Source organism: Dactylosporangium sp. NPDC049140, from assembly GCF_040648435.1.
This window is the reverse complement of sequence record NZ_JBEZDS010000035.1, coordinates 90,633-114,000: the sequence shown is the minus strand read 5'-3', so window position 1 is coordinate 114,000 and position 23,368 is coordinate 90,633. Positions and strand designations below refer to the sequence as shown.

17 protein-coding genes are annotated in these 23,368 nt (G+C 74.1%); 13 read left to right on the top strand and 4 right to left on the bottom strand.

The genetic code is table 11. The annotated features are described in order from the left end of the window. Positions 1 to 13: 13 nt before the first annotated feature. Genes AB0B76_RS39950 through AB0B76_RS39905 form a run of 10 tightly spaced genes read left to right on the top strand, consistent with a single transcriptional unit; the run spans position 14 to position 11,016 of the window. Complete coding sequence (locus tag AB0B76_RS39950) at positions 14 to 1,489, top strand: polysaccharide biosynthesis protein (RefSeq protein ID WP_360385493.1); 1,476 nt, start codon at positions 14 to 16, stop codon at positions 1,487 to 1,489. Next, on the top strand, positions 1,489 to 2,460 hold the full coding sequence (locus AB0B76_RS39945) for a hypothetical protein (protein ID WP_360385491.1): 972 nt from the start codon (positions 1,489 to 1,491) through the stop codon (positions 2,458 to 2,460). Before AB0B76_RS39950 ends, AB0B76_RS39945 begins: the two co-directional genes overlap by 1 nt. Positions 2,461 to 2,495: 35 nt before the next feature. Next, positions 2,496 to 3,719, top strand: a complete 1,224-nt coding sequence (locus tag AB0B76_RS39940) for a glycosyltransferase (RefSeq protein ID WP_360385489.1) — start codon at positions 2,496 to 2,498, stop codon at positions 3,717 to 3,719. Beyond that, positions 3,710 to 5,131 (top strand): RtcB family protein, encoded by a 1,422-nt coding sequence (locus AB0B76_RS39935; protein WP_360385487.1) that lies wholly within the window; start codon positions 3,710 to 3,712, stop codon positions 5,129 to 5,131. The genes AB0B76_RS39940 and AB0B76_RS39935 overlap by 10 nt, the downstream gene beginning before the upstream one ends. An 18-nt stretch (positions 5,132 to 5,149) precedes the next feature. Next, entirely contained in the window at positions 5,150 to 5,584 is a 435-nt protein-coding gene (locus AB0B76_RS39930) for a hypothetical protein (RefSeq protein WP_360385485.1), read from the top strand. Further along, a complete protein-coding gene (locus tag AB0B76_RS39925) occupies positions 5,581 to 6,735 on the top strand; it encodes a phosphotransferase (RefSeq protein WP_360385483.1) in 1,155 nt (384 codons plus the stop codon). The genes AB0B76_RS39930 and AB0B76_RS39925 overlap by 4 nt, the downstream gene beginning before the upstream one ends. After that, on the top strand, positions 6,732 to 8,021 hold the full coding sequence (locus AB0B76_RS39920) for an O-antigen ligase family protein (protein WP_360385481.1): 1,290 nt from the start codon (positions 6,732 to 6,734) through the stop codon (positions 8,019 to 8,021). Before AB0B76_RS39925 ends, AB0B76_RS39920 begins: the two co-directional genes overlap by 4 nt. Next, on the top strand, positions 8,018 to 9,313 hold the full coding sequence (locus AB0B76_RS39915) for an oligosaccharide flippase family protein (RefSeq protein ID WP_360385479.1): 1,296 nt from the start codon (positions 8,018 to 8,020) through the stop codon (positions 9,311 to 9,313). Before AB0B76_RS39920 ends, AB0B76_RS39915 begins: the two co-directional genes overlap by 4 nt. A gap of 3 nt (positions 9,314 to 9,316) precedes the next feature. Further along, positions 9,317 to 10,357, top strand: a complete 1,041-nt coding sequence (locus AB0B76_RS39910; RefSeq protein ID WP_360385477.1) for a hypothetical protein — start codon at positions 9,317 to 9,319, stop codon at positions 10,355 to 10,357. Between the two features lie 5 nt (positions 10,358 to 10,362). Continuing rightward, a complete protein-coding gene (locus tag AB0B76_RS39905) occupies positions 10,363 to 11,016 on the top strand; it encodes a sugar transferase (RefSeq protein WP_360385475.1) in 654 nt (217 codons plus the stop codon). Here the strand turns inward: AB0B76_RS39905 and AB0B76_RS39900 are convergent. Then, the gene (locus tag AB0B76_RS39900) at positions 10,958 to 12,556 is read right to left on the bottom strand and encodes a Rieske 2Fe-2S domain-containing protein (protein WP_360385473.1); all 1,599 of its coding nucleotides are present in this window, start codon (positions 12,554 to 12,556) and stop codon (positions 10,958 to 10,960) included. The two genes, AB0B76_RS39905 and AB0B76_RS39900, sit on opposite strands and share 59 nt — an antisense overlap. A 206-nt stretch (positions 12,557 to 12,762) precedes the next feature. Here AB0B76_RS39900 and AB0B76_RS39895 point away from each other — a divergent pair, with 206 nt between their 5' ends. Beyond that, positions 12,763 to 13,578 carry a HAMP domain-containing sensor histidine kinase gene (locus AB0B76_RS39895; RefSeq protein ID WP_360385471.1) on the top strand — a complete coding sequence of 272 codons (816 nt, stop codon included), beginning with the start codon at positions 12,763 to 12,765 and terminating at the stop codon, positions 13,576 to 13,578. Beyond that, positions 13,566 to 14,222, top strand: coding sequence for a response regulator transcription factor (locus tag AB0B76_RS39890; protein ID WP_360385469.1), 657 nt, complete (start codon positions 13,566 to 13,568; stop codon positions 14,220 to 14,222). Before AB0B76_RS39895 ends, AB0B76_RS39890 begins: the two co-directional genes overlap by 13 nt. Before the next feature lie 132 nt (positions 14,223 to 14,354). Here AB0B76_RS39890 and AB0B76_RS39885 read toward each other — a convergent pair whose 3' ends face one another. From AB0B76_RS39885 to AB0B76_RS39875, 3 genes are all read right to left on the bottom strand, one after another. After that, a complete protein-coding gene (locus tag AB0B76_RS39885) occupies positions 14,355 to 15,998 on the bottom strand; it encodes a glycoside hydrolase family 44 protein (protein WP_360385467.1) in 1,644 nt (547 codons plus the stop codon). Positions 15,999 to 16,294: 296 nt separating this feature from the next. Then, positions 16,295 to 21,256, bottom strand: a complete 4,962-nt coding sequence (locus AB0B76_RS39880) for an AAA family ATPase (RefSeq protein WP_360385465.1) — start codon at positions 21,254 to 21,256, stop codon at positions 16,295 to 16,297. Positions 21,257 to 21,677: 421 nt separating this feature from the next. Beyond that, the gene (locus AB0B76_RS39875; protein WP_360385463.1) at positions 21,678 to 22,565 is read right to left on the bottom strand and encodes a patatin-like phospholipase family protein; all 888 of its coding nucleotides are present in this window, start codon (positions 22,563 to 22,565) and stop codon (positions 21,678 to 21,680) included. 208 nt (positions 22,566 to 22,773) lie between these two features. Between AB0B76_RS39875 and AB0B76_RS39870 the strand changes: the two genes are divergently transcribed. Then, complete coding sequence (locus AB0B76_RS39870) at positions 22,774 to 23,313, top strand: TetR family transcriptional regulator (RefSeq protein WP_360385461.1); 540 nt, start codon at positions 22,774 to 22,776, stop codon at positions 23,311 to 23,313. The last annotated feature ends 55 nt before the right edge of the window (positions 23,314 to 23,368 follow it).

Below are 23,368 nucleotides of genomic sequence, written 5' to 3'. Positions count from 1 at the left end.
GGAGGTACCGTTCGTGAACTGGCGCAGAACATCGACGGCCCGCCCCGCCGGGCTGGCGACCCTGGTCCTCGGGGCGGGCCACGCCGGCCGTGCCCTCGTCGGGGCGCTGCGCACAGCGCCTGGATATGGGCTGCGCCCGGTGGGATTTCTCGACGACAACCCAAGGCTGCGACGGGCCATGGGACTGCCGGTGATGGGCCGGCTGGACGACGTGGCCCGAGCCGCCCACGTCACCGGGGCGCGCGCCGCACTGGTGGCCATCCCGTCGCTGCCGTCGCCGCGCATCGCGCAGCTGATCGACCGGACGGTCGCCGCCGGGCTGCTGGTGCGCCACCTGCCGTCGTTCCTGGCCGCCGTCGAGCGCGACATGCGCCTGTCGGACCTGCGCGGGGTACACGTGGGCAAACTGCTGGGCCGCGACGAGATCCACGTCAGCTCCCAGCGGGCGCGCGCGCTGATCCGCGGCCGGCGGGTGCTGGTCACCGGCGCCGGCGGCTCGATCGGCTCGGAGCTGTGCCGGCAGATCCACGGCTTCGGGCCCGCGGCACTGTACCTGCTCGACCACGACGAGTCGAACCTGCACGGGCTGCACCTGGAGATCACCGGCTCCGGCGTCCTTGACTCCAACGAGATCATCATCGCCGACATCCGTGACCGGCGCCGACTGGAGCAGGTGTTCACCGAGACGCGGCCGGACATCGTCTTCCACGCCGCGGCGCACAAGCACCTGCCCCTGCTGGAGCGCCACCCGTGCGAGGCGGTGAAGACCAACGTTCGTGGCACCCAAGACCTCGTGGACCTCGCGGTCCGGCACGGCACGTCGCGGTTCGTGCTCATCTCGACCGACAAGGCGGCCGACCCCGCCTCGGTGCTCGGCGCGACCAAGCGGCTGGCCGAGATCATGGTGCAGGCGGCGGCCGGCGGCCCGACCTGCGTGGCGTCGGTGCGGTTCGGCAACGTGCTGGGCTCCCGCGGTTCGCTGCTGAGCGTGCTGGCCGACCAGCTGGCCAAGGCGCAGGCGGTCACCGTCACCCACCCCGAGGTCACCAGGTTCTTCATGACCATCGAGGAGGCGGTCGGGCTGGTGCTCGAGGCGGTGGCGATGGCCGAGTACGCCGAGACGTTCGTGCTCGACATGGGCGACGCGGTGCCGATCGTCGACCTGGTGCACCGCTACGCCGAGGCCGTGCACCTGCCCGAGGTGACGATCCGGTTCACCGGCCTGAGGCCGGGCGAGAAGCTCAACGAGAAGGTGTTCTCCGACTCCGAGACCCGCCTGGCCACCGCGCACCCGAAGATCTGGGCCACCCGGACCAGCGAGGTGCCGTCGGGCCTACCGGCCCTGCTCGACCGGCTATACGCCGCGGCCGACGACAACGACGCCCCGCAGACCCTGGCGCTGCTGCAGCAGCTGCTGCCGGAGTACCGGCGCACGCTGCACCCGCAGACCGCCGCGAGCGTCGCCGGCCCGTACCCGGACGGGTTCTGATGCGCTACCGCACCGCCGGCGAGGTGATGGACGTCGACACCGAGCTGCCGTGGGCGGCCCGGCTGGTCGCCCGAGCGCTCGGCGTCCCCCCTGGTGCAACCCCGCCACCGGACCCGACCGGCCCGCCGACGATCCGGCTGCGGATCGACGCGGGCACGGCGCTGCCCCTGCACGGCCTGCGCCCGGTGACCCGCGGCACCTGGTCCGACGGGGTCACGACCGCGCTGGTCAACGCCGGCGGATCCGGGTTCGACCTGAAGGTGACTGTCGGCGAGCCGCTGGAGATCCTGGCGCGGTACCGGCCGGGCGGGCCGCTGCGGGCGGCCAATCTGCTGCTGGGCGCGCGGTTCGGGCTGCTCGCCGGGCAGATCCTGGTGCACTACCCGGTGCTGTGGCGGGCCGGCTGGCGGGGCCGGGTCCCGTTGCACGCCTGCGTGCTGCGCGGCGGCCCGGCGACGCCGCTGCTGGCCGGGCCCGGCGGGGTGGGCAAGTCGACCCTGCTGCGCCAGGCCCTCGCCGCCGGGGCGGTGGCCACCGCCGACAACCTGTGCTGCGCCGACGCTTCGCGCTGCTTCGGCGTCGCCGAGCCGCTGCGCCTCGACGGGCCCGCCGCGCGCGGCCCGCGCGCCGGCACCTCGCACGGCCGGGTCGAGCTGCCCGTGGCTGCCCGGGAGCCGGTGCTGGAGCCCGACCGGCTGGTGGTGCTCGAACGCGGCCCGCGGACCGAGATCGACCGGCTCGCGCCCGACGAGGCGGCACGAGCCCTGGTCGCCGGCACGTATGCCGCCGGCGAACTGCGCCGGTTCTGGGCGTTCGCGGCGACCCTCGCACTGGCGACCGGCCTCGGGCCGGCGCACCCGCCGATCGAGGCGATCGCCGAGGGCTACGCGCGGCGGCTGCCGTGCCTGCGGGTTCGCGTCGGCGACGGCGATTCGGCGTCGGCCGCCAGCCTGTGCGGCCTGGCTACGTGAGGGGGACTGATGGGATGACAACGGGGGAGCTTGAAGTGGAGGGCGTACGGCTCAAGGTCGCGACGGTGATCACGCGCATGGCCGCCGGCGCCGGCGGGGTCAGCCTGCGCGGGGCGCTGGCCCTCGATCCGGACCGGTACGACATCACCTTCATCGCCGGCGGCCAGGGGATCACCGCGGGCGCGGCGCACGGCTCCGCGGAGGCGGAGGTACTCACCGGCGCCGAGGCGGTGAACGACGCGCTGGAGGGCGACCTGCTGCTCGACGCGTTCAAGGCGGGCATGCAGGTGATGCGGATGCCCAGCCTGGTACCGCAGATCTCCCCGCGCCAGGACGCCGCCGCCCTGCGGACGCTGACCCGACTGCTGAGCGTGGGCGGCTACGACATCGTCCATACGCACAGCGCCAAGGCCGGCGCGCTGGGCCGGATCGCGGCGTCGCGGGCCGGCGCGGCCCGGATCGTGCACACCTATCACGGCTTCCCGTTCCACGAGTTCCAGGCGCGCTGGCTGCGGGCCGCATACGTGCGCGCGGAGCGGCATCTGTCCCAGCGTACGCACGCCTTCCTCGCCGTCGGCGGCGCGGTCGCGGCGCAGGCGATCCGGCTCGGGCTCGCCCCGCCGGAGCGCATCCGCACCATCCCGCCGGCCGTCGCGGGCGCCGACGCCGGGCCCGGCTCGTGCTGGCGTGGGCTGGCCCGCCGCCGGCTCGGGCTGCCGCCCGGCGTCCGGCTCGTCGGCACCGTCGGCCGGGTCGACTACCAGAAGGCGCCGGAGGTGTGGATCGACGCGCTCGCCGAGACCGGCGACGACGTGTGGGGCGTGTGGATCGGCGACGGGCCGCTGCGCGGGCGGCTGCTGGCACGGGCGGCCAAGCGCGGCGTGACCGGCCGATTCCGCCTGCTGGGCCACCGCGACGACGTCGCCGACCTGCTGCCCGCCTTCGACGTGTTCGCGCTGGCCAGCCGGTATGAGGGGCTGCCCTGCGCGCTCATCGAGGCCGTCGTCGCCGGGGTGCCGGTGGCGGCGACCGCGGTCAACGCGGTGCCCGACGTCGTGGTGCCCGGCGAGACGGGCCTGCTGGTCCCGCCGGAGAACGCCGGTCTGCTCGGCCGGGCCATCCGGTACCTGCTGGAGGAGCCGGCCGAGGCCGCACGAATGGCCAGCACGGCCCGTGACCGGCTCGGCGGGCGGTACACACCCGAGGCGCTGGGCGCCGTACTCGATCACACCTACCGCTGGAGAATCGCGTGGAACTGAACCTGATCGGCCGGGCGCCGACGGTCTTCGACGGCCCGGACCTGCCGGCCGACGAGGCCGCCCTCGCCGAGGTGATGTCGCGGGTCGGCGGGGCCGACCTCGCAGCGGCCCCGGTGGTGCTGCCAGACTTCCACCACAAGTCGACCATGGAGCTTCCCTCGTCGGTGGCGGTCGCTACGGCCGGCACCATCCGCCCGACGCTCACCTCGGCGTCGGTGAACTGCGGGATGGCGTTGTTGACGCTGGACTGCGAGCGGCCCGGCCCGTCCGGGGTCGCCGAGTTCTACCGGCGAGTCCGGGAACGCTACCCCTATCCGGCCCGCAACCTGCGCGAGCTGTCCGCGCGCGAGGTGCGGCGGGCCGCGGTGCACGGGGCGCACTTCGCCGCCGAGCGGTTCGAGGTCGACGCCGCCGAGCTGACCCGCGTGGAGGAGTCCGGCCGGCTCGACCTCGACCGCTACGGCGGCGCCGACCGGCTGGCGCGGGAGCTGCCGGGGCTGGCCTACCAGCTCGCCCGGCTGCGCTTCGGCACGGTCGGCCCGTCGAACCACTTCGTCGAGCTGCAGGTCGTCGAGGAGGTCCTCGACGAGCGGGTGGCTGAGCTGCTGGGCGTGCGGCAGGGGCAGCTGACGCTGCAGTACCACGCCGGCGGCGGCGTGCTCACCGGGGAGATCGGCGCGCTGTTCGGCCGCCGCAAGCACTACCCCCGCCAGCTGCGGATGGCGATGGCGGTGCAGAAGCCGCTGTTCCACCTGGCGACCGCGCGCTCGTACCGGCAGCTGCGGGAGCGCCTGTCGCTGTACTTCTCCGGCGGCTGCCCGCCGGTGGACCGCGACAGCGACGAGGGGCAACGGCTGCTGCTGGCCAACGCGGCCGCGATGAACTACGGCTTCGCCTTCCGGATGGCGACCTACGCCGCGCTGCGCCGCATCGCCGCCACGGTCTTCGGCGGCAGTGGCGGCCGCCTCGTCGTCGACTCGCCGCACAACTCCATCTATGAGGAGGAGGTCCAGGGCGCGCCGGCGATCGTGCACCGGCACAACGCCTGCCGCGCGTTCCCGGCGTGGCGCTGTCCGCCCGGCACGGTGTTCGCCACGACGGGCCAGGCGGTGCTGCTGCCCGGCACCCACCGTACGTCCTCGTACCTGGCGGTGGCCGGGCCGGATGCGGCGGACAGCCTGCACTCGGCCTGCCACGGCGCGGGCACCCTGGTCTCCAGTTTCGCCGAGCGGGGGCTCTCCGGCCCGCACCCGGCCGGGCACGAGACCCTGCGGTTCAGCTACGACGGTGCTGCCCCCGCGCGGGTACGCCACCTCGACGACAACGGTGTCAACGCGGCGCTTGACGTGCTGGTCGACCACGGCCTGGTCCGGCCGGTCGCCCGGCTGCGCCCTCTCGCGGTACTGAACTGAGGAGGTCCGATGCCGGGCATGCGACATGACGCCCAGAGCGGCAGTCAGGGCGGCGCGCAGGCGCTCGAGCAGCGCTGGCGCCTGCTGGTGCCGCGCGGCGCGGTGGTGGTGCCCGTCGAGCGGCGCCGGGACGCGGTGCGGCGGGTCCGCGCGCTGCCCGCCGGCACCGAGGTGGCGCTCGTCGGCGGGCGGCGGCTGCGCCGGGTCGCCCGGCGCGCCGGGGTGCGGATCCGCGCCGAGTACGTGGCCCTGCCGTCGCTCGCGGAGCCGGTCACGCTGACCCAGGTGACCCCGGGCTCGCTGCACTGGACCGCACGCGCCGTGCTCACCGTGCCCAGCGGCGTGCGCCGGCTGCACGCTCCACTGTGGACGGCGGTACGCCTGGTGCGGCGTTTCCCGGGTCTGCTGGCCCGGGTGCCGGTCGGCGAGCGGCTCGTGGTCGGGGCCCGGTGACGGCGCCGACCGCGCGGGACGCCCCGCGGATTCCCGTCCGGCCGGTGCCCAGGCCGCCGCTGGAGCGGTTGCTGCGCCGGCCGGGCACCCGGGCGGTGCTCCTGGCCGGCTCGCGCGACCCGAACGCGAAGCTCACCGTGGTCCTGATCGACGACTACGGGCCATCGTTCGTCGTCAAGGTCCCGACCACCCGGGCCGCGGCCCGGGTCGTGCAGCGGGAGGGGGCGATCCTGCGGCGCCTGGCCGAGCTCGGCCTGGGCAGTCTGGCCACGACGCTGCCCCGGCCGCTGGGCTACCTCGAGCATTGCGGCCTGCCCGCGCTAGCGTGCACAGCGCTGCTCGGCACGCCGATGTCGGTCGGGTACCACGGCTGGCGCCACACCGCGCGGCGGCGCAGCGTCGGGGCGGACCTCCGCATCGCCGGCGACTGGCTGGCCGACCTGCAGCGGCGCACCGCCGGCCCAACGGCCCCGGTCACGCTGCTGGCCGACGCCCTCGACGCGATCGGGCGCCGGTTCCCGGATCATCCGGGCCTGCCGGCGGCGCTGCCGCGTCTGGCCGCGGCGGCCTGCCGCCTCGCCGCCGAGCGCACGCCGCGGACGGTGGTGCACGGCGACTACTGGTTCGGCAACCTGCTGGTCGACCGGGGACGGGTGGTCGGCGTGGTGGACTGGGAGTGCGGCCAGCCGGCCGGGGAGCCGCTGCGCGACGTCGCCCGCTTCGCCGTGAGCTACGCGCTGTACCTCGACCGGCACGTGGCCCCCGGCGCCCGGGTGCCGGGCCACCGCAGCCTGCGCGCCGACCGGTGGGGCGCCGGCATCGCCCACGCGGCGGCCGGGCGGGGCTGGTTCGGCGAGCTGGTACACGAGCACGTGTCCGGAGCGCTGGAGCGGCTCGGCGCGAACGGCGGGCGCTGGCGCGAGGTGCTGCTCGCCGGGGTCGCCGATGTCGCCGCCACGGCCGACCATCCGGGCTTCGCCCGTGATCACCTGAACCTGCTCATCGAGCTCGCGGGCGACCCGGCCGACCCGCCCGCGCCGGGCGTCGTCGCGGCCGGGGACGAATCGCCGGGGGAGGAGTCGACCGGCGTGACAGATGTGTCCGGAGACGAGCCGACCGGCGTGACCGACCCGGCCGGAGCGCTGCGGTGAGCGCCGCGAGCGCCGCCCTCGCCGGCCCGCGGCCCGCGTCGCCGACCGTCCGGCCCGGGCGCTGGCGGCTGCTGCACGTGCTCGTCTCGGCGGCCGTCGTAAGCCTGCCGCTGCTGCGCCCCTCCGGGCCGGGCAACACCGGCCTGGTCGACCTGGCGCTGCTGGCCGCCGTGTTCGTCGGCACCGTGCGGGCCTCCGCGCTGGCGCTGCCGGTGCGCCTGCCGTACGCGCTGCCGACCGGCCTGGCGATGGCCGCCGGCGCGGTCGCCGTCACCGTCAACGGCGGGCAGCCGGGCGTCGTCGGGCGCGGCGCGGTCGCGCTCGTCCAGGATCTGTTCGTGTTCGCCTGGGCCGCGGTGATCGCCACCATCGGCCGGGACCACCGGGTCCTGGACTCGCTCTGCCGCGCCTGGGCGTACAGCGCCACCGGCTGGGCCGCCCTGATGATTATCGGCGAGCTGACCGGGATCGCCTGGCTCAGCGGCATCACCGAGCGCGACGGCGTCCGCGCCTCGCTGACCCTCGGCGATCCGAACCTCGCCGCGAGCTACTTCGTGTGCGGCCTGCTGGTCATGCGGGCCGCGCGCCGGCCGAGGCACACGTGGGGGCGCCGGCTCGCGTGTGCCGTCGTCGCCACCGCGGTCGTGCTGACCCTCTCCAACGGCGGGATCCTCGCCATGCTGGTCGCCACGGCCCTGGGTGGGCTGATCACGCTGGCCCGCCGGCGCGGGGCGATCGTCGCGCTGGCGGCCGGCGCCCTGCTCGCGTTCGGCGCCGTCACCACGGTGTCCACTGTGGACGTCAGAAGCTGGGTCGACCCGGCCGGGCAGTCCTCCCCGTGGATCCGCGACTCGCTGGGCCGGGAGGCGGAGAGCAGCGGCAGCCGCTCCACGGTGGCGGCCGAGACCGCCCGGCTGTGGCTGGAGGCCCCGAACCCCTTCGGCATCGGCCCGGCGAGCACGGAGCCGACGCTGCGCGCCGCTCAGGCCCCCTACGTCAAGGAGGCCCACGACGACTATCTCGCCGCCCTCGTCGAGCGCGGCGCGCTCGGCGGGTTCGCGCTCGCCCTGCTCATCGCCGCGGTCGCCGTCCGGGCCCGCCGGATCAGCGTCGCCGACGGGGTGGGGCCGGCGCACCGCAAGGTCGTGCCCCGGCCGGAGCTGCTCGTCGCGGCGGCGGTCGCGGTCGGGCTGTCGGGGTTCATCTACGAGGTGCTGCACTTCAGACACGTCTGGGCCCTGCTCGGGCTCATCGCGGCCCTCGAGCTGTCCGGGCGGCGGCGATGACCGCGCTCGTCACCCCGGCGCCGCGGCGGGTGCGGGCCCGGCGGCTCGTCGCCGGCAACCTGGTCGCCCGGCTCGGCGCCCTGGTCTCCCTCGCCGCGGCCACCGTCCTGGTCGCCCGGGCCGGCGGGCCCGACATGGTCGGCGCGTTCACCCTGCTCCGTGTGCTACCGGGGCTGGCCGGCGTGGTCGCCGCCGCCGGGCTACCCGGCGCCGCGCCGTTCTTCCTCGGTACCCGCTCCGCCGACCCGCGGCTGCGCCCGACCCTCGTCGCGCTCACCTGGCTCGGCGCCACCGCCGCGGCGGCGGGCTGGCTGGCCCTCACCCCGGCGCTACGCCTGGTGTTCTTCCAGTCCTGGGGCGCCTCCATGGTGGCGGCCGCGGCGGCGGCCGTGTTCACCCAGCTGTTCGTCGCGGTCGGCAAGGCGCTGCTGCAGGGTTCGGGGGACCTGCCCGGCGCCAACGCGGCGATCGTCGGCGAGGAGGCCGCGTTCCTGCCGCTGTACCTCGCCCTGCTGCCGTTCGGCGTGGGCGTCTGGACGATGCTGTGGGCCCTCGTCGCGGCCGACGTCGCGGTGGCGCTCGTCATCGCCGTGCGCCTGCACCGCGTCGGCTTCTTCGCCGGCTGGGGCCGGCCGAGCCACCGGCTGGGCCGGCGGATCTGCGGGTACGGCTGGCGCGGCCAGCTCGGCGGCATCCTGGCGCTGGTCAACCTCCGCCTCGACGTGGCCGTCCTGGGCGCGCTGGCCGGCCCGGCGACGCTCGGCGTCTACGCGGTCGCCAGCAAGTACGCCGAGCTGCTGCGGCTGCCCGGCCAGGCGTTCAACTACGTGCTGTATCCGGCCTTCGCCGCGCGGGACGGGCGCGACGCCCGGGCCCGCACCCGGGCGCTGCTCGCCCCGGCGGCCGGGCTGACCGCGCTGGCCGCGATCCCGCTGGCGCTGGCTGCCGGCACCCTGCTGCCGCTGGTGTACGGCGCCGGCTTCCGCGGCGCCGTGGTGCCGGTGTGGATCCTGCTGGGCGGCCTGATCGGCGAGGGCGTGGCGGGCGTGATCACCGCCTACTTCTACGGCGTCGGGCGGCCGGGGCTCTCCTCGCTGGCCGTCGGCATAGGGGTGGCCGTGACCGTCGCCGGCGACCTGCTGCTGATCCCCCGGCACGGGGCGGTCGGCGCGGCCGTCGCGTCGAGCATTGCCTACCTGTTGACCGTCGCCACGCTGCTGGCGTGCTTCGGAATGACCCCCAGGACCCGACCCGCAGGACCTGACCCCGAGGACCTGACCCCGAAGGAGTAGACCGTGAGAAGACGGACGATCCTGTTCGGCGCGGCGGGTGCGCTGCTGGCCGCCGCCACCGGCACCGCCCTGGCGCGGCGACCGGGGACGAGCCCGCCGCGCGGGCCCGCCGCGTCCTGGGCGCCGTCGCAACAGCCGGTCGTCGGCATCAGCGGCGACCGGTACGCGGCCGCGGTGACCGCCGCACATCAGCTGGGGCTGACCGTCTGGATCGAGTCGGATCTGGTCAAGCGCTGGCTGGCCGGGCCGGACTCGTTCCGGGGTGCGGTGGCGACGGTCGCGAAGCTCGCGGCGCAGCCCGGCGTGGCCGGTATCAAGATCGCCGATGAGCTCGGCTACCACGACCGGCTCGACTCGGCGCAGCAGGTGCAGCGGTTCCTCGACGCCGCCGCCGAGGCGTTGCACGCGGCCGCCCCCGGCAAGCGCCTGCTCGTGGACCTCCTGGTACCCGAGCTGGGCTGCCTGCCGGGCCGCCCCGCGCCCCCGGGTGGGGCGGCCGCATGCGCCGGGCAGGCCCGCGCGCAGTACCCGCAGCTGACGGCCGACGCCGTTGACGGGTACCTGCGCTCCCGCCGCATCGACGTCGTGGACCTCTCGTCCGGGCTGCAGGCGCCGGCGACGTACCGCGGCTGGGGCGTCGACCAGGACACCGCCCAGCGGACGGCGTGGGCGGAGGCGAAGCGGCGCGGCTGGGACGGGCTGGCGACGCTGCAGGCGCGCAAGGCCCTGGCACATCCGGGGGCCTACACCGGGTCCGATGCCGGGCCGAGCCTCACCACGTTCGTCGACATCCCGCGCCAGCAGGGCGCTGCCGCCGTCGACGTGTGGACCTGGCGCCAGCAGTACCAGGGCGAGACGTACCGCCTGCTCGACCCGGGGCTGCGCAGCAACGCCCTGTGGGAGGGGCTGCTGCAGCGACGCGCCGCAGGCGCCCGCCTGTTCACGCACCTGTCGCCCTCGTCACTGGAGACCGACCTGCAGACCGATCTCGCGATGCTGGCCAAGGTGTTCACCGACGTGTTCCTCGCCGCCGGGACGGGGTGAGCGCCATGACGACCGAAGATCGCACCCGGTCCGCCGCGGCGCAGACCCGCCCGAGGCCCGCCCGGCGACTGCTGGACCTGTTCGTCGGCGGCGCCGGGCTGCTGCTGGCCGGCGTGCCGCTGCTGGTGCTGATGCTGGCGGTGCGGCTGGACAGCCGCGGGCCGGCGCTGTTCCGCCAGATCCGGCTGGGCGAGCGGGGGCGCCCGTTCGTGCTGTACAAGCTGCGCTCGATGCGCACCGGGGCGAGCGGGTCGGACCTCACCACGGCCGGCGACCCCCGGATCACCCGGCTCGGCGGCTTCCTGCGCCGCACGTCCCTCGACGAGCTGCCGCAGCTGTGGCACGTGGTCCGCGGGCAGATGACGCTCGTGGGGCCGCGGCCCGAGACTCCGGCGCTGGCCCGGCGATACCCGCCCGAGTGCCGCTGGGTGCTCGAGCACCGGCCGGGGCTGACCGGGCCGGCTCAGGTGCGCCTCCGCGACGCCGATGTGCTCGGCGTCGCGGAGGAAGGTACGACGGAGGGGTACCTCACCCGGATCGTCCCGGCGCGGACCGCGATCGAGGCGGCGTTCCTCGCCGACCCGACGCTGGACGCCACCCTCAGGGTGCTGGCCGATACGGTCCGGCACCTGCTGGGGCGCCCCGTTCCGGAGCGCTGACCGCGAGCGGGTCGCAGCGCGCGTTGAGGCATTCGCCCGTCTCCAGGTCGAACGCGAAGTTGTGGGCCAGGCAGTGCAGGGTCGTGCCGTCCACGACCGCGCCGAGGGCGAGGTCCTCCCCGGCGTGCGGACAGTACCGGCCGACCTTGTACACGCGGTCGCCGGCCGTGATCGTGATCCGCTCGTCGCGGTCGCGGCCGGTCTCGTACGCCTCGACGGCCCGCAGCGCCTGCTCCTCGGCGTGCTTGAGCAGCCCGATCAGGTAGTCGTTGTAGCGGTCCGGATCGCGGTGCGCGGTCAGCCGCAGCGACAGCAGGAGGTCCTCCCAGGAGATCGAGCCGGACAGGACCGCGGCGAGCCACCGCCCCTCGACCGTGAAGGTATACGCCGGCGCCGCCGCCCGGCCCGTGAGGTCGACCCGCGCCCCGTCGGCGTCCAGCCGCACGTCCCAGTCGCCGCCGTTCGGGCCCGTCACCCGGAACCGGACGGTCATGCCGATCCGCTCGAGGAAGTAGGGCGACAGCGCGCCGAGCCGCGAGAAGTGCGCGGCGAAGACGGCGCCGAAGCCGGGCCCCGGCTCGGGTGCGGCCGCGCGAACCAGCTCCAGGTCGGCGGCCCGGTCGGCGGCGTAGCGCTCGAGGTACTCGTCGAGCCCCTCGGTGTAGCTGAACCGCGCGGACACCGCGTCCGCCACCACCGCGCCGGTCGCCAGGTCGAGCACGTCGCCCGGCCGGAAGCAGGCCCAGCGCTGACCGGGCAGGTGCTCGGTCAGCCACGCGGTGGCCTGCTCGTTGTCCGGGAACACGCCCGGCTCGCGGATCGAACCGTTGAACGCCCGCAGGTCCGCGTCGAGGAAGCAGGCCGGGCCGGCGAACGGCACGGCCAGTTCCGGCCCGGTCGCCCGGACCAGGCGCAGCACCGCGCGGAACTTGCCGATCCGCTTCTCGGCCTCGATGCGGGCCCGCACCTCGGGCGGGTACGAGTAGCAGATCGGGTGCCAGGACGCGCCGGCGGTCTGCACGGTCATCACGTCGAGCCGGCCCCCCGCCAGGTGCTTGGCGCGGCGCGCCTGCGCCGCGGTCAGCCGGGCGTCGTTGCAGTCGAGGACCGCGTGTCCGTCGGCGACGATGAGCAGGGCCGAGTCGTGGCACATCGGCGACTGCTCGGGGATCGCGGCGATCCACGACCCCTGGTCGTCGAGCGGGAACGGCCGCCACGGCTCGAGCTCGATGACCCGCCCCACGCCGGCGGCGCGCAGGCGCTCGCGGAACGCCGGGCCCGGGTAGCGCGGGATGAGCACCCTCGTGTGCGGTGGCAGCCGCGACAGGACCGACAGGTCCATGTGGTCGAGATGCTCGTGCGAGACCGCGACCCAGTCCACGTCGAGCAGGCCCGGGCAGTCCAGGTGGTCGTTGCGGGGAAACTGGTGCCAGGCGCCGAGAAACGCGCCGGTACGAGCGAACCAGGGATCGGCGAGCAGCCGGAACCGGCGCGCCTGCACGCGCAGGCCGGCATGGCCGAGGAAGGTGAGCGCAGGCATACGAAGACCCTGGGTGTCCCGGCCCGTTTGGGCATCACACGCACGACGTAGCCGACGCTGCGCCGGCTGGAGGGTGCGTCACCCGCGGAACCCCGGCATCGCCCCGGGAAGCGGGCGCATGGACTAGAGTTCACGCTGGTGCAGGGTGGTGGCGCGACGATCGGGGGACGGTCGCGGAGCCCGCCGGGGGAGGAACGAGAATGGTCATGCCGCCACGATCACCGGATCGGACCATCGCGAAGACCGCGAACAAGAACGTGAACAAGGCCGCGGACAAGCCTGAGAACAGGACTGGGAACAAGGCTGGGAGCGCGGGACTGCGCACCGTCGAGCTGGAGCTCGGTGCGCCGCCGGCCGCGCGTGCGAAGCCGGGCAGCGCCGAGTGGGACCGGCTCCGCCGCCGCCGGCTCAGTCACGACATGCATCACGAGCTCGGCACCATCATGATGCTGGCCTCGCTGCTCACCACGGCGTCCGACGTCGGCGAGGAGAGCCGCAAGCGCGCGCAGCAGATCCTCGGCGAGGCCCGCTGGCTCGGCCAGCTGCAGCGGGAGTACGAGGGCAGCGCGCCGGAGTGCGACGGCCGGGACGGGCCGGCGAGCGTCCGGCCGGTCCGGCTGGACCTGGTGGCCCTCGACGTGGTCGAGGCGATGCGGTTGTGCTCGACCGCCAGCATCCGGCTCAGCGCCGAAGAGGCGTGGGCGTACGTCGATCAGCTGGCCCTCTGGCGCGCGCTACGCAACGTGCTGGGCAACGCGCTGCGCGCCACGGGCGGGTCCGGCCGCGTCGACGTCAGGATCTTCGGCACCGATGGGTGGAGCGTCGCGGAGATCGACGACGACGGCCCGGGGTTCGGCGCGATCGAGCCCGGGCTCGCCTCGCTGGGGCTCGGCATCGTGCAGGACGTCGCCACCGCGTGGGGCGGGCAGCTGGAGTGCCAGCGCGGCCGGCTCGGCGGCTGCTGCATCCGGATGCGGCTGCCGGCGACGCCCGGTGACGGGCGGCCCACATGCGGCTGCTGATCTGTGACGACCACGTGGTCTTCGCCGACGCGCTGGCCCACCTGCTGCGCACCCACGGCAAGGACGTCGTCGCGGTCACCCACCATCCCACGGAGGCGGTCGCCGCGCTTCGCGCCCGCGAGGTCGACCTCTGCCTGCTCGACGTGTTCTACGGCGCCGACATCGGCGTGCAATGGCTGGGCGAGGTGCGCGCCGCCGCGCCCCGCAGCCGGATCGTGCTGCTGTGCACCAAGACCGACGACGCGCTGGTGTCGGCCGCCCGCGCCTTCCGCGTCGCCGGCCTCGCTGACAAGCGGCAGTCGGTCGCCGAGATCGTGACGCTGCTCGACCGCGTCCACGCGGGCGAGTCCATGCTGCCCCCGCGGACCGGGGCGGCGCGCGCTCCCCGCCACACCGGCTCGGCCGAGCGCTTCCTCGCCTCCTACCTCACGCCCCGCGAGCGGCAGGCGCTCAGCGCGCTGGTCCGGGGCGTCGACACCGCCGGCGTGGCCCATATGCTGGGCATCACCCAGACGACGGCGCGCTGCCACATCCAGAGCGTCCTGGCCAAGCTGGGCGCCCACTCGCGCCTGGAGGCCGCCACGACCGCCGTCCGGCACGGCATGATCAACCCGGTCACCGGGGAATGGATCATCGCCGGTTGACCACACCGTCTGCTCGCGTCACGGCGGCTTTCCGGAGTCCGAGCTGGTCGGCGCCGCCCACGGCGCCACGGGCGTCGAGGGCTGAGCCCACGGCCCGTCGAGGTCGACGGGCAGCGGGGCGCCGGCCGGCGGTCAGCGCCGGCGGGCCGGCAGCACCAGCAGCGTGACGGAGTTGGCTGGGAACGTCGCATCGATCCGGCCCCGCCGCACCGGCAGGTCCTGACCGTGCACGATCGCGGTCAGATCGGCCGGGCTGTAGGTGAACCGCTGCGCCGTGCCGCTGCCGTTGAACCCGGCGACCGACAGCGGCGACGCCTGATCGCTGCCCGTCTTGTTGACGACCATGACGGTCACCGCGTTGTCGCACAGGCGCTGCGCACCGTACACCGCCAGCTGCCCCTGGTCGCTGCTGACCGCGGACACGCTCACGTCACCGAACCGGCTGCCCGCGCCGTCGTAGTTGCGGTACATCCGGAACGCGTAGGCGCCGGGCTGGGTCGGCTGGGGCTCGCCCCACATGGTCGCGAGGTCGAGCCCCTCCCGGCCGAAGATTCCCAGCACGTCGCTCTGCGTCAGCGCGCCGTTGATGTTGTCCAGCGCGCCCCAGTTGTACTCCGTGATGGCGATCTTCGTCCCGGGGTAGTACTGCGCGACCCACGACTTCATCGTGCGGATGAATTGCAGCGGCGGCGCGTTCACGCCGCTCGGGCCGATCCAGGACTCCTCGACGTAGGTCGGGTCCCACAGCGAGCGCGTGGAGCGCAGCCGCAGCGCATCGGCGTCAGGGTCGGTGCCGCCGCCGATCTGCGGGTAGTAGTGCTGGTCGAAATAGTTGAGGAAGCGCTTGCCGCCGTGGGCCGCGCTGAAGTCCCTCATGTTCTTCAGGTACCACTGCGAGAAGTTGAGCCCGCCGTGTGCGGCCGCGTCGGCGCCCGGTGCGCACCCGTCCAACCCGGACGCGACCCATTCGCAGTAGCCCCAGCCCGACGGGCCGAGCACCGCCGCGCTCGGATCGGCGGCCTTGACGGCGGCCGCGGTCGCGGTGCTCTTGCCGCCCAACTCGTCGTACGACACCGCGTCGGGGTGCACGTCGCGGTGCGTGGCGTTCCACAGCACCGGCTCGTTGTCGAGCTCGTAGATCGACACCCCACCGCGCGCCGCCGGGCCGAACTGGCTCACCAGATGCGACACCATCTCACCGTCGAACGAGGCGTCCACGGCAATCGACGTGTCCGTGGGCACCGCGCCGGTGAGGTTTGCGGCGTTGAGCTTACCGTTGCCGCAGTTGGGGTCCCACTGGTCGAACCCGTCCTGGGTGGGGAACCGGGTGGCGGGGAACCCGCACGCGAACGGGTGTGCGCCGGGGGAGTCCTTGGCCACCCATCCGCTCATCGGCACGGTGACGATCTGCTTGGTGCCGCGGTCCCGGTTGGTCCGGACGAACGACTCGACCGTGTTGTCGGGTCCGGCCACGATGTTCTCGAAGTACCAGTCGCTGCCGGTGTTGTAGGTGTGGTTCTTGAAGTTGTACCGAGTGCTCGCGTTGCCGCCCCAGCGGGCCACCGGCATGCCGATCTCGGCGGCGAACGCCGGGTCCGCGCCGTTCAGGCCGTAGATGTCGGGGCTGATCACGTGCCGGGCGGCGGACACGTCGACGGACAGCGTGACGCCCGTCATGGCCGCGGCGGCCGGGGCGGTCAACGCCCCTGTCACCAGCGTGAGCGCCACTCCCAGGGTCGTGGCCGAACGCAGCTGCTGTCGCCGTCCAGCGCCCATCACGGATGTCCCCAATCGACCGTCCATCGATAACAATCGACGAGCGTGACTGGGCGGCCGGGCTGCGTCAAGCCGCCCACCGCCGGTGGACGCCGGCGGCCGCGGGCCGTGAGCGTGCCGGTTGCCCTTCCGTGGAGCCGTGCCCGGCGGGATCCGGCCCGGGTGGGCCCCGGGCCGGGCCGCCGACGCAGCGGTACGACGGCCGTGAACGTTACATCCGCTGATTGGCACGTGCTGGCGATCGGCCGGCCCCTCCAAGAGACGCGGGTGGTGGACGGCGCGACGTGGCCGCCGGGTCAGCGGCTCAGGACGTTGAGGGGAAGCCCCACGCACAGGTCGGTTCCTGCGCCGCGGGGGCTGTGCAGGACGAGGTGGCCGCCGAGCGCCTCCACGCGGTCCTTCAGGCCGACCAGGCCGGTGCCGCGGGCGAGGTCGGCGCCGCCGACACCGTCGTCGCGGACCGTGACGCGCAGCACCGCGTCGGCGGGGCTCGCCTCGACGGTGACGGTGACCGCCGTGGCCTGTGCGTGCTTGGCCGCGTTGGTGAGCGCCTCGGCGACGACGTAGTACGCGCTGATCTCGACCGGCTCGGGCAGTCGCGCCTGCGTGCGCATGCATACATCGACCGGGATCGGTGAGCGCCGGGCGAGCATGCGCAGCGCCGGACCCAGGCCCCCGTCGGTCACGATGGCCGGGTGGATGCCACGCGCGATCTCGCGCAGCTCGTCCAGCGCGTCGGTCGCCCCGGCCACGGCGCTGTCGAGCTGCGCGCGGAGCGGGTCGAGTTCGGGTGGCAGCGTCGCCTGCGCCGCGCGCAGCTGCAGCGCCAAGGAGACCAGCCGCTGCTGGGCGCCGTCGTGCAGGTCCCGCTCGATGCGCCGGCGGGTCTGGTCGGCGGTGGCGACGATCCGCGCGCGGGACTCGGTGAGCTCGGCGTAGAGCTGGACGTTGTCGAGGGAGACGGCAAGCTGGCCGGCGATGAGCTTGACGCCGTCGAGCCGCTCGGCGGTGAATGCGCCGCGGATGAGGCGGTTCTCCAGCAGCAGCACCGCGCGCAGCGCGCCTCGGCTGAGGATCGGGATGGCCAGCAGCGAGCAGCAGGTGATGTCGATGAAGTACGGGTCGCGTGCGAAGCGGTCGTCGCGGGTGGCGTCGGCCACGACGAGCGGTTCGCCGGTGCGCTGGACGTATCGCAGCACGGACATCGGCACCTTGTGTTCGTGGCCGGTGCCGGCGAGCGGGATGACGCCGCCGCCGGGTGTGGGCAGCAGCCAGGCATGCCGCTCGTCGCTCCACACCAGCAGGTGCACGCCGGTGGCGCCGGTCATCGCGCTGAGCACCTCGACCAGCCGGGAGTGTAGCCCTTCGACGCTGGTCTGCGAGCTCAGCGCCTGCGTCGCGGACAGGATGCCGATCAGGTCGATCGTCCCCGCCGTGACGGTGCAGCGACGACCGGGCAGATCGCCGGGGCGGTGCCCGGCGATGGCGGTAGCCTCCGGTCGCAGGGCCGGATACGCCCAGTCCAGGTGGTCGACCTTCGCGGTCGCGCCCCACGCGAGGTACTGCTGGCGGGCCTCGGCGAGCAGGTCGCGACCGGCCTGTTCGAGGTCGTGGGCGAGGTAGAAGCGGGCCGCGTGCTCGGTGATCAGGGCTTGATGCCATGGCCGCCGGCCCTGGCCGACCTCGCGCCGGGCGGCGTCGAAGGCGACGGCGGCGGCGCGGAAGTCGCCGACCGCCCAGGCCCGTTCGGCCTCCAGCAGCCGCACCCAGTGCTGGAAGTTCGCCGGCGCGTCCGCGGCGCGGGCGGCGAGCCACCCCATGACCTCGTCCAGCTCGGACAGCAGGCCGCCGGGCTCGCCACCGGCGCCGGCCCGGACCTGCTCGGCCAGGGCCAGCCCGCGCAGCAGGCGGGCCAGGGCGGTCGCGTAGAGGCCGTGGGCGGCCGTGGCCAGCAACGACATCGCCGCCGCCGTGTGCCGGGTCAGGCCGGCCGGATCGTCGAGGATGGCGGCGGCGACGGCGCTGGCGACCTGCGCGTGGAAGAGCGCCCACGGGCTGTCGGCGTACCGGTCGAACGGGAGCGTCTCGCCGGCCGAGGCGGAGCTTTCGCCGCGCAGGACGCCGGCCAGCCAGCGGTACGACTCGAGCCAGCGGAGGGTCTGCTCGCTGCCGGTGCGCTGCAGGAAGGTCAGCGCGGTCCCCATCTCGGCGACGTAGACGTCCAGCGACGGCGCACATTCCAGCATGCCCACCGCGGTGGAGTGGTAGGTGTAGCCGGCGTTGGCCAGGTCCCCGCCCGCGATCAGCCCTTCGCGGGCCCGCTTGGCCGCCTCGACACTGCTTTCGACCGGCTCGAACCAGCAGCTCTGCAGCGAGAACAGGAAGCGCGTCTGCGAGGTGTCGGGCTCGTAGCCGCGCGCCGTGCCCAGCTCGACGAACCGCCGCAGCGTCTGGTAGCCGACGGCGTAGTCGCCGCGCACCGCCACCGCGGCGTAGCCGGCGTGGCTGGCCGGGCCGAGCAGGGTGCGGGCGGGGCCGTGGTCGATCCAGGCCTGCATCGCCTCCAGGCTCAGCCAGGCGAACGTGGCGTGGGCGGTGAAGTAGGCCGCCGGGAGCACCGAGTTGATCAGCCGGCTCGCGGCGAGCAGCGTCGGCTCGGTGGCGTCCGGCCGGGCCAGTTCGTCGGCGTCGTAGGTGTGATGGAGCCACTCGTACAGTTCGTCGAGCCGCAGGTCGAGCTCCGCGGAGAGCCGGTCCGCGGCCGGCATGGCGATCCCGAGCTCGCGCAGCGAGGCCAGGCCCAGGCCGATCGCGTCCGCAAAGCGGTTGCGGTGCGTCAGGCTGCGCACCTGCACCACCGTCGCGTCCGCCCGGTCGAACGCGGTGCTGCACAGCCCCTCGATCGCGCGGTACTCCTCGTCGGCCTCATCCAGGCGCCCCAGGCTGTACAGGGCCGCGTGCCGGCTGGTGTGCACCTCGAGGAGCGTGGTCGTCTCGGCCGGTCCGACGAGCCGCAGTGCGGCGGCCAGCAGCGCGTTCACCAGCGCGTAGTCACCGATCAACGAGGCCTGGTCGGCTGAACGCCGAAGCAGCCCCACCACCACCCGCCGCTCCGCGGGGGCGTCGACCGCGTCGACCACCGGCAGGTACTGCTCCGCCGCGACAGCGAACAGCTCCGTCACCCTGGCCAGCCGCCGCGCGATCGCCAGCTGCAGCGCGCGCCGGCGCCGCGGGTCCACCCCGCGCAGGACCATCTCCCGGATCCGGTCGTGGCGAAACCGCACCGCCTCCCGCGCTTCGGGCTCCGCAACCAGCAGGCCCTCGTCCAGCGCGGGCGCCAGCGCCTGTTCCACCTCGCCGGCCGGCGCGGCGACGGCGGTGCGCAGCACGCTCAGCTCGGCTCGCCCGCCGAGGCACGCCATCGCCTCCACCACCTGCCGGGACGCCGCCGGCACCGCCTCGACCCGCGCCGTCAGCAACCCGGCCAGCTCCGACCGGCCCAGGTGAGCGCGCACCTCCGCCGCGTCCCACCGCCACCCGGCCGCCGCCGTCAGCACGCCGTCACGGCGCAGCGCGTTGAGCAACTCCACCGTCTCGTACGGATTGCCGGACGTGTGCGGGTTGATCGCCTCGCCGAGGCCCGCAGCCGAGGCCACGTCGACGTGCAGCATCTCCGCCACCATGGCGACCGTGCCGGACACCTGCAGGTTGGGCAGCCGCAGGTGGCGCACTCCGGGCTGCTCCAGCCACCGGGACAGCTGTGCGCCCAGCAGATGCGCCGCGTCGACGTTCTCCTCGCGGTATGCACCGACCAGCAGCAGACCGTCGACCGGCGCCTCGCTCAGCACCAGGTCCACGAAGCCCAGCGGGGTGCGGCCCGCCCACTGCAGGTCATCGAGGAACAGCACCACCGGCCGTTTCTGCGAGGCGACTGTTCGCAGCATGTCCACCGCCATGCGCTGCGCCCGCACCTGCGCGGTCAGCGGATCCCCCGGATCGGGCGGCACGCCCAGCAGCGCCGCGACCTCAGGCACCACCGCGGCCATCAGACCCGCGTTCGGCCCGAGCGCCGCCAGCATCCGTTCGCGGATCTCGGCCAGCTCGTCCTCCGGCTCGGCCAGCAGCAGCCGGCCCAGCGCGCGGAACGCCTGATGGACCGCGTCGAACTCCAGATCCCGCCGGTACTGGTCGAACTTGCCCGGCACGAACCAGCCGTCCCGGGCCGTCACCACCGGGCGCAACTCGTCGACCAGCACCGTTTTGCCCACCCCCGGCGCGCCGCTGAGCAGCACCCCGCGACATCGGCCGGCCAGCGCGTCCTCGAACGCCGCCTCCAGCGTCGCCGTCTCGACCTCGCGACCGACCAGCCGCGACGGCGGCAGCAGCCGCAGCGGAACATCGTGCTCACCGACCCGTAGCGCGGCCGCCGCGCCCGGGCCGGCGTCGCGCAACCGCTCCAGGTCGTACACCACGCCGTCCGCGGTTTGGTACCGGTTGTCCGGTTCCTTCTCCAGCAGATGCATGATGATCTCGGACAACGGCGCGGGCACTGCTCGGTTCACCTGCGCCGGCGGCACCGGTACCCGGGCCAGATGGTCGTGCGTGAGCCGCAGCGGGTCCCCGGAGCCGAACGGCGGCCGGCCCATCGCCAGCTCGTACAGTGTCGCGCCCAGCGCGTAGAGGTCGGCCCGCCGATCCACCGACCGGCCGGTCCGCCCGGTCTGCTCCGGCGCCAGATACGCCAACGTCCCCACGATCTCGGTGTGGTGGGTGAAGTCGGGCCGGAGCTCGGCCAGCGACGACGCCAGCGCAAAATCCACCAGGCACGGCGTGCCGTCCGGGCGGACGACGATGTTCGCCGGCGCGATGTCCCGGTGCATCACGCCGCGCCCGTGCATCCCCGCCACCGCCCGGGCCAGGCCCACCGCCAGCCCAATCAGGTCGTCGACGGCCAGCGGCTTCGCCAGTTCGGCCAGGCACGTCCCGCCGACATCGGTGACCACCACCGCCCCTGGGTGCTGCGCCCCGTCGGCCAGCTGGGCGACGCCTTCGACGCCCCGTAGCCGCTCCAGGATCGCCAGCTCGTGCCGGCGCCGCTGCTCGACGTCCGGCCCCAGCGGCTCCTTCAGGACCAGGGCGCGCCCGGCACCGACGAGGCGCGTGATCCGCGTCCGTTCGCTCTCGTGGACGATTTCGGCCCGGATGGGCGGGTCTCGCCCCGCCTGGTCTCGTCCTGGCAGCCCTTTGCCTGCCCTCATCCGACCCACACCCTTAAAACCCCACCTGTCCTGCATACACCGATTCCAGCGCGGCGACGAAGATCGCGCCGCCGCCCGCAACCACCCCCGCCCGGCCGTCCGTCCGGGGCGCAGGGCGGGGTGCATGCCGTGGAAGGGCGGGTGCGGCCCCCGGCGGGTGGTTGCGTTGACCGTCCTGTTCGTGGTCACGGGGATCGGCGGCGACGCGGGGCGCTACGGCTGGGCGGCCGGCGGCGGGGCGGCCGGCGGGGCGAGGGCGGACAGGGCCTGGGCCGTGTGTTGCTACGGCGCGGATCTACTCTCCAGGCGACAGCCACCGCCGCGTCTTGGGTCCACCCAACCTTCGGGACTCAGCGGTGGCCGTTTGCCGCCCACGGGCAATCCACACCATCACCGCGGAGAACGGACTCCTGCTGGAGTATTAGAAGTCCCAGACGGTCCGGATTGTTGCCGCTTCGCGTTCTGCCTGCCGCTTGCCGATGTGGAGAGCCCGGCCGGCGATCTGTGGGTCCAACATTTTCACCGGCGCCTCGATGTCGCTGAAATCGGGCTCCACGGCGACCAGTCGAGTGGTTTTGCGCAACCGGGCCACTTCAGCGTTCGCCCTGATGGTCGAGGCGGACCGAGTGGTGTCGACCGCGCCACCGGGGGACCCGATGGGCAGGCAGGACAGCACCACGAGAACGTCGCTCGGCGGGGTCGCCGTGGCGTTGAGGTGGCTGAGGATGCCGCCGTCCATGTAGCGGGCCCCGTCGATGGTGACGGTGGGGAACAGCATCGGGACGACGCAACTGGCAGCGACGGCGTGCAGCAGCGGTACACCGGATGCTTCGTCCCACACGACGAGTTCGCCGGTGTCGGTGTTGATCGCCGTGCATCGGAACCCGGCCGGCCAGGCGGCACCGTCGAATGTGTCGAGCAGGCCGAGGTAGTCGTCTTCGGTGAGCGCGGTCGTCGCCTGCTGCGCCGCGGCGCCGATCGCTCGGAGCGCTTGTTGCGGGTCGTCGGCGTGGGCGGCTTGGCGCGATGCGTCCAGGAAGCTTTCCGAGCCTGCCGTCAGGCTCTTGAAGTCGACTTTCTGTCCGACTGCCGCGAGGACGGCGAGGGCGTCGGTGACGTCGCGGCCGCTGGCCAGCAGCGCGCCGACCAGGGCTCCTGCGGATGTGCCCATGATCGCCGAGGCTCCGGCCAGGTCGATGCCGGCTTCGCGCAGCCCGGTGAGCAGGCCGGTCTGCCAGGCGACCCCGACGGTGCCGCCGCCGCCGAGAACGACCGCGCGCGTCGGTGCGTCGTTTCGCTGAGAAGTCATTGCTGTTGTCCTTTCTACGTCGTTGAGAGGCTGATGCCGAAGAGGGAGCAGGCGTTGCCCGCGGTGAACTTCTCGCGGTCGTCGTCGGTGGGGGACGCGGTGAGAAAACTGCGCGACACATCAGGTCTCCCGGTCCATCGCAGCAGCCCACTCAACGCCGTTGAGCGAGACGGTACACCAATCGCTCAACGCCTGTAGAGTGAGATTCATGACCGGGACCTCGCGCGACGCCAGACGGGCCCGCACCGCACAGCGCATCCTCGATGCCGCGCGGAAGGAGTTCGCGACACGAGGCTTCGACGGCGCGACGATCCGCGGCATCGCCGCGGCGGCGGGAGTGGATGCCTCGCTGGTCATGCAGCACTACGGCTCGAAGGCGGCCCTGTTCACCAGTGCCGTTCAGCTGCCCGGCGACAACAGCAACAGCGCCGCCGAGCATCTTCTGGAGGTCCTCACCGTCCGGCTCGGCGAGCTGCCCCCGGAGACGAGCGCTCTGGTCCGGTCCATGCTCACGGTGCCCGAAGCCGGCGCCGCGATGCGGGCCCACCTCGACGAACGCGTCGACAACCTCGCCAGGTCACTGGACGGCGACGACGCACACCTGCGCGCCCTGATCACCGTGAGCGGCATCCTCGGCCTGACGATCACGAAGCACTTCCTGAAGCTGCGCGCCTTCGATGACGTCTCCCACGAGGCCCTGCTCCAAGCCGCGCGCGGCTGGATCGCACACTTGTCGGACGACTCGTGAGCCCGTCGTAGCACCGCTCCAACCGAGGACGAACCCACCCTCTGTGCCGGTCAGT

Bases quoted from the DNA above. Each gene is read 5' to 3' on its own strand.
- AB0B76_RS39880 (WP_360385465.1), bottom strand. From the start codon at position 21,256: ATGAGGGCAGGCAAAGGGCTGCCAGGACGAGACCAGGCGGGGCGAGAC.
- AB0B76_RS39945 (WP_360385491.1), top strand. From the start codon at position 1,489: ATGCGCTACCGCACCGCCGGCGAGGTGATGGACGTCGACACCGAGCTG.
- AB0B76_RS39875 (WP_360385463.1), bottom strand. From the start codon at position 22,565: ATGACTTCTCAGCGAAACGACGCACCGACGCGCGCGGTCGTTCTCGGC.
- AB0B76_RS39885 (WP_360385467.1), bottom strand. From the start codon at position 15,998: ATGGGCGCTGGACGGCGACAGCAGCTGCGTTCGGCCACGACCCTGGGA.
- AB0B76_RS39905 (WP_360385475.1), top strand. From the start codon at position 10,363: ATGACGACCGAAGATCGCACCCGGTCCGCCGCGGCGCAGACCCGCCCG.
- AB0B76_RS39930 (WP_360385485.1), top strand. From the start codon at position 5,150: ATGCGACATGACGCCCAGAGCGGCAGTCAGGGCGGCGCGCAGGCGCTC.
- AB0B76_RS39895 (WP_360385471.1), top strand. From the start codon at position 12,763: ATGCCGCCACGATCACCGGATCGGACCATCGCGAAGACCGCGAACAAG.
- AB0B76_RS39900 (WP_360385473.1), bottom strand. From the start codon at position 12,556: ATGCCTGCGCTCACCTTCCTCGGCCATGCCGGCCTGCGCGTGCAGGCG.
- AB0B76_RS39915 (WP_360385479.1), top strand. From the start codon at position 8,018: ATGACCGCGCTCGTCACCCCGGCGCCGCGGCGGGTGCGGGCCCGGCGG.
- AB0B76_RS39870 (WP_360385461.1), top strand. From the start codon at position 22,774: ATGACCGGGACCTCGCGCGACGCCAGACGGGCCCGCACCGCACAGCGC.
- AB0B76_RS39890 (WP_360385469.1), top strand. From the start codon at position 13,566: ATGCGGCTGCTGATCTGTGACGACCACGTGGTCTTCGCCGACGCGCTG.